This window comes from Stenotrophomonas sp. 05L44_2 (assembly GCF_056665995.1).
This window is the reverse complement of sequence record NZ_JBFTNR010000413.1, coordinates 1-3,805: the sequence shown is the minus strand read 5'-3', so window position 1 is coordinate 3,805 and position 3,805 is coordinate 1. Positions and strand designations below refer to the sequence as shown.

Sequence of the window (3,805 nt, the reverse complement as noted above, 5' to 3'; positions counted from 1 at the left end):
CTCTTCATCCAGCACGGCCATGCCGAGGCATGGGCGCCGGACGCAGCCTTATCAGGCTTCGACCGAGACGACGCTGACGGTGCGACGCTTCTTCGGGCCCTTCACGGTGAACTCCACCTTGCCGTCCGTCAGGGCGAACAGGGTGTGGTCACGGCCGAGGCCGACGCCGGCACCCGGGTGGAACTGGGTGCCGCGCTGACGCACGATGATGTTGCCTGCTTCGATGGCCTGGCCGCCGAAGATCTTGACGCCGAGGTACTTCGGGTTGGAGTCGCGACCGTTGCGCGAAGAGCCTACGCCTTTTTTATGTGCCATGACCTATCTCCTTACTTGCTGCCACCGGCAATGCCGGTGATCTCGATTTCGGTGTAGTACTGACGGTGACCCTGGCGCTTCATGTGGTGCTTACGGCGACGGAACTTGATGATCCGGACCTTGTCAGCACGACCCTGGGACAGGACGGTGGCGGTGACCGCAGCGCCGCTCAGGGCGTCGCCGATCTTGATGCCATCGCTGTCGCCGAGCAGCAGGATGTTGTCGAACTTGATCTCGCTGCCGACTTCGACTTCGAGCTTTTCAATGCGGAGCTTTTCGCCCTGCGCCACGCGGTATTGCTTACCGCCGGTGACCAGTACTGCGTACATGACCAGACTTCCTCTGTAGTTATTGTGGTCTATGGACTGCCGCCGTCGAGGGCGGACAGGAGCGGGATTGTACGCAGAGGGGCCCGGACGGGTCAAGTCAACCCCCTGAACGGCCCGGGGGCCCCCAGGCAGGGGTCGGATCCCTTTTCACACGGCGAAAAGGGATCTGACCCCTGCCTGACAGGCGGTCTCACCGGGTGAGACACCGGGCTGGCATTGTCGCCCATTGCCCCCATCTGGTCACCTCGGTAGGCTGACCGATTGCCGCCCTATCGCTGGCCCGGCGGCCCAGCCACGCCCCCACAACCGGATTCCCCATGGCGATGGATTTCATCCGCATCCGCGGCGCGCGGACGCACAACCTCAAGAACATCGACCTCGACCTGCCCCGCGACAAACTGATCGTGATCACCGGCYTGTCCGGCTCGGGCAAGTCKTCGCTGGCGTTCGACACCATCTATGCCGAGGGTCAGCGGCGTTACGTCGAGTCCCTGTCGGCGTACGCGCGGCAGTTCCTGAGCGTGATGGAAAAGCCGGACCTGGACCATATCGAAGGCCTGTCGCCGGCGATCTCSATCGAGCAGAAGTCGACCTCGCACAACCCGCGCTCGACGGTCGGCACCATCACCGAGATCTACGACTACCTGCGCCTGTTGTATGCACGCGTCGGCACGCCGCGTTGCCCCGACCACGGCTATCCGCTGGAAGCGCAGACGGTCAGCCAGATGGTCGACCATATGCTGACGCTGGACCCGGAACAGCGCTACATGCTGCTGGCGCCGGTGATCCGCGACCGCAAGGGCGAGCACGCGCAGGTGTTCGACCAGCTGCGCGCACAGGGCTTCGTGCGTGTACGCGTGGATGGCGAACTGTACGAAATCGACGCGGTGCCGCCGCTGGCGCTGCGCCAGAAGCACACCATCGAAGCGGTGATCGATCGCTTCCGCCCGCGCGAAGACATCAAGCAGCGCCTGGCCGAGAGCTTCGAAACCGCCCTGAAGCTGGGTGATGGCATGGCGTCGGTGCAGTCGCTGGACGATGCCGCTGCAACCCCTACCCTGTTCTCGTCCAAGTATTCCTGCCCGGTCTGCGACTACTCGCTGCCGGAACTGGAGCCGCGCCTGTTTTCGTTCAACGCACCGATGGGCGCCTGCCCCGGCTGCGACGGGCTGGGTATGGCCGAGTTCTTCGACCCCTCGCGCGTGGTGGTGCATCCGGAGCTGTCGCTGGCGGCCGGTGCCGTGCGTGGTTGGGATCGCCGCAATGCCTATTACTTCCAGCTGATCGCCTCGCTGGCCAAGCACTACAAGTTCGACACCGACGCGGCGTGGAACTCGCTGCCGGCAAAGGTGCAGCAGGCCGTGCTGTACGGCAGCGGCGAGGATGCGATCACCTTCACCTACTTCACCGAGGCCGGTGGCCGCACCCAGCGCAAGCACCGCTTCGAAGGCATCATTCCCAACCTCGAACGCCGCTACAAGGAAACCGAATCGGCGGCGGTGCAGGAAGAGCTGGGCAAGTACATCAGCGAACATGCCTGCCCCGAGTGCAACGGCGCGCGCCTGAACAAGGCCGCACGCAACGTGTTCGTGGCCGACCGCCCGCTGCCGGAACTGGTGGTGCTGCCGATCGATGAAGCCCTGAAGTTCTTCAGTGAACTGAGCCTGCCGGGCTGGCGTGGCGAGATCGCCGCGAAGATCGTCAAGGAGATCGGCGAACGCCTCGGCTTCCTGGTCGACGTCGGCCTGGATTACCTGACCCTGGAGCGCAAGGCCGACACCCTGTCCGGTGGCGAGGCACAGCGCATCCGCCTGGCCAGCCAGATCGGTGCTGGTCTGGTGGGCGTGATGTACGTGCTCGATGAGCCGTCCATCGGCCTGCACCAGCGCGACAACGAGCGCCTGCTGGGCACCCTCACCCGCCTGCGCGACCTTGGCAACACGGTGATCGTGGTCGAGCACGACGAAGATGCGATCCGCCTGGCCGACTACGTGCTGGACATCGGTCCGGGTGCGGGCGTGCACGGCGGTGAGATCGTCGGCCAGGGCAGCCTGCAGGACCTCCTGGATGCGCCGCGTTCGCTGACCGGCCAGTACCTGTCGGGCAAGCGCGCGATCAAGATCCCGGCGCGCCGGCACAAGCCGAACCCGAAGATGACGCTGCATCTGCGTGGCGCCACCGGCAACAACCTGAAAGGCGTGGACCTGGCCATCCCGGCAGGGCTGCTGACCTGCGTGACCGGTGTGTCCGGCTCGGGCAAGTCAACCCTGATCAACGACACCCTGTTCTCGCTGGCTGCCAACGAGATCAACGGCGCCTCGCACCCGATCGCGCCGTACAAGGAGATCGATGGCCTGGACCTGTTCGACAAGGTGGTGGACATCGACCAGTCGCCGATCGGCCGCACCCCGCGCTCGAACCCGGCCACCTACACCGGCTTGTTCACTCCGCTGCGCGAGCTGTTCGCACAGGTGCCCGAATCGCGTGCGCGCGGCTATTCGCCGGGACGCTTCAGCTTCAACGTGCGTGGCGGCCGCTGCGAGGCCTGCCAGGGCGACGGCSTGRTCAAGGTCGAGATGCACTTCCTGCCCGACGTGTACGTGCCCTGCGACGTCTGCCATGGCAAGCGCTACAACCGCGAAACGCTGGAGATCCTGTACAAGGGCTTCAACATCAACGACGTGCTGGAAATGACCGTCGAAGATGCACTGAAGCTGTTCGAACCGGTCCCGTCCATCGCCCGCAAACTGGAGACCCTGGTTGATGTCGGCCTGAGCTACATCAAGCTGGGGCAGAGCGCGACCACSYTGTCSGGYGGTGAAGCGCAGCGCGTGAAGCTGTCSMARGARCTGTCGCGCCGCRRYACCGGSCGCACSCTGTACATCCTCGACGAGCCGACCACCGGCCTGCACTTCCACGACATCGAGGCGCTGCTCGGCGTGCTGCACAAGCTGCGCGACGAGGGCAACACGGTGGTGGTGATCGAGCACAACCTGGACGTCATCAAGACCGCGGACTGGATCGTCGACCTGGGTCCGGAAGGCGGTCATCGCGGCGGCACCATCCTGGTGACAGCACAACCTGGACGTCATCAAGACCGCGGACTGGATCGTCGACCTGGGTCCGGAAGGCGGTCATCGCGGCGGCACCATCCTGGTGAC

At 64.9% G+C, this 3,805-nt stretch carries 3 protein-coding genes; 1 reads left to right on the top strand and 2 read right to left on the bottom strand.

Going from position 1 to position 3,805, the window contains the following annotated elements; genetic code table 11:
* Window positions 1-51 precede the first annotated feature (51 nt).
* Both rpmA and rplU read right to left on the bottom strand, forming a co-directional pair.
* Window positions 52-315: a 50S ribosomal protein L27 gene (rpmA, locus tag AC1VAN_RS14595; RefSeq protein WP_176021379.1), complete on the bottom strand. Its 264-nt coding sequence runs from the start codon at window positions 313-315 to the stop codon at window positions 52-54.
* A gap of 11 nt (window positions 316-326) precedes the next feature.
* Window positions 327-644 (bottom strand): 50S ribosomal protein L21, encoded by a 318-nt coding sequence (gene rplU, locus AC1VAN_RS14590; protein WP_004148331.1) that lies wholly within the window; start codon window positions 642-644, stop codon window positions 327-329.
* Between the two features lie 317 nt (window positions 645-961).
* Here rplU and uvrA point away from each other — a divergent pair.
* Window positions 962-3,805 (top strand): excinuclease ABC subunit UvrA (uvrA, locus tag AC1VAN_RS14585; protein ID WP_480986063.1); only part of this gene is annotated, 2,844 nt, incomplete at its 3' end.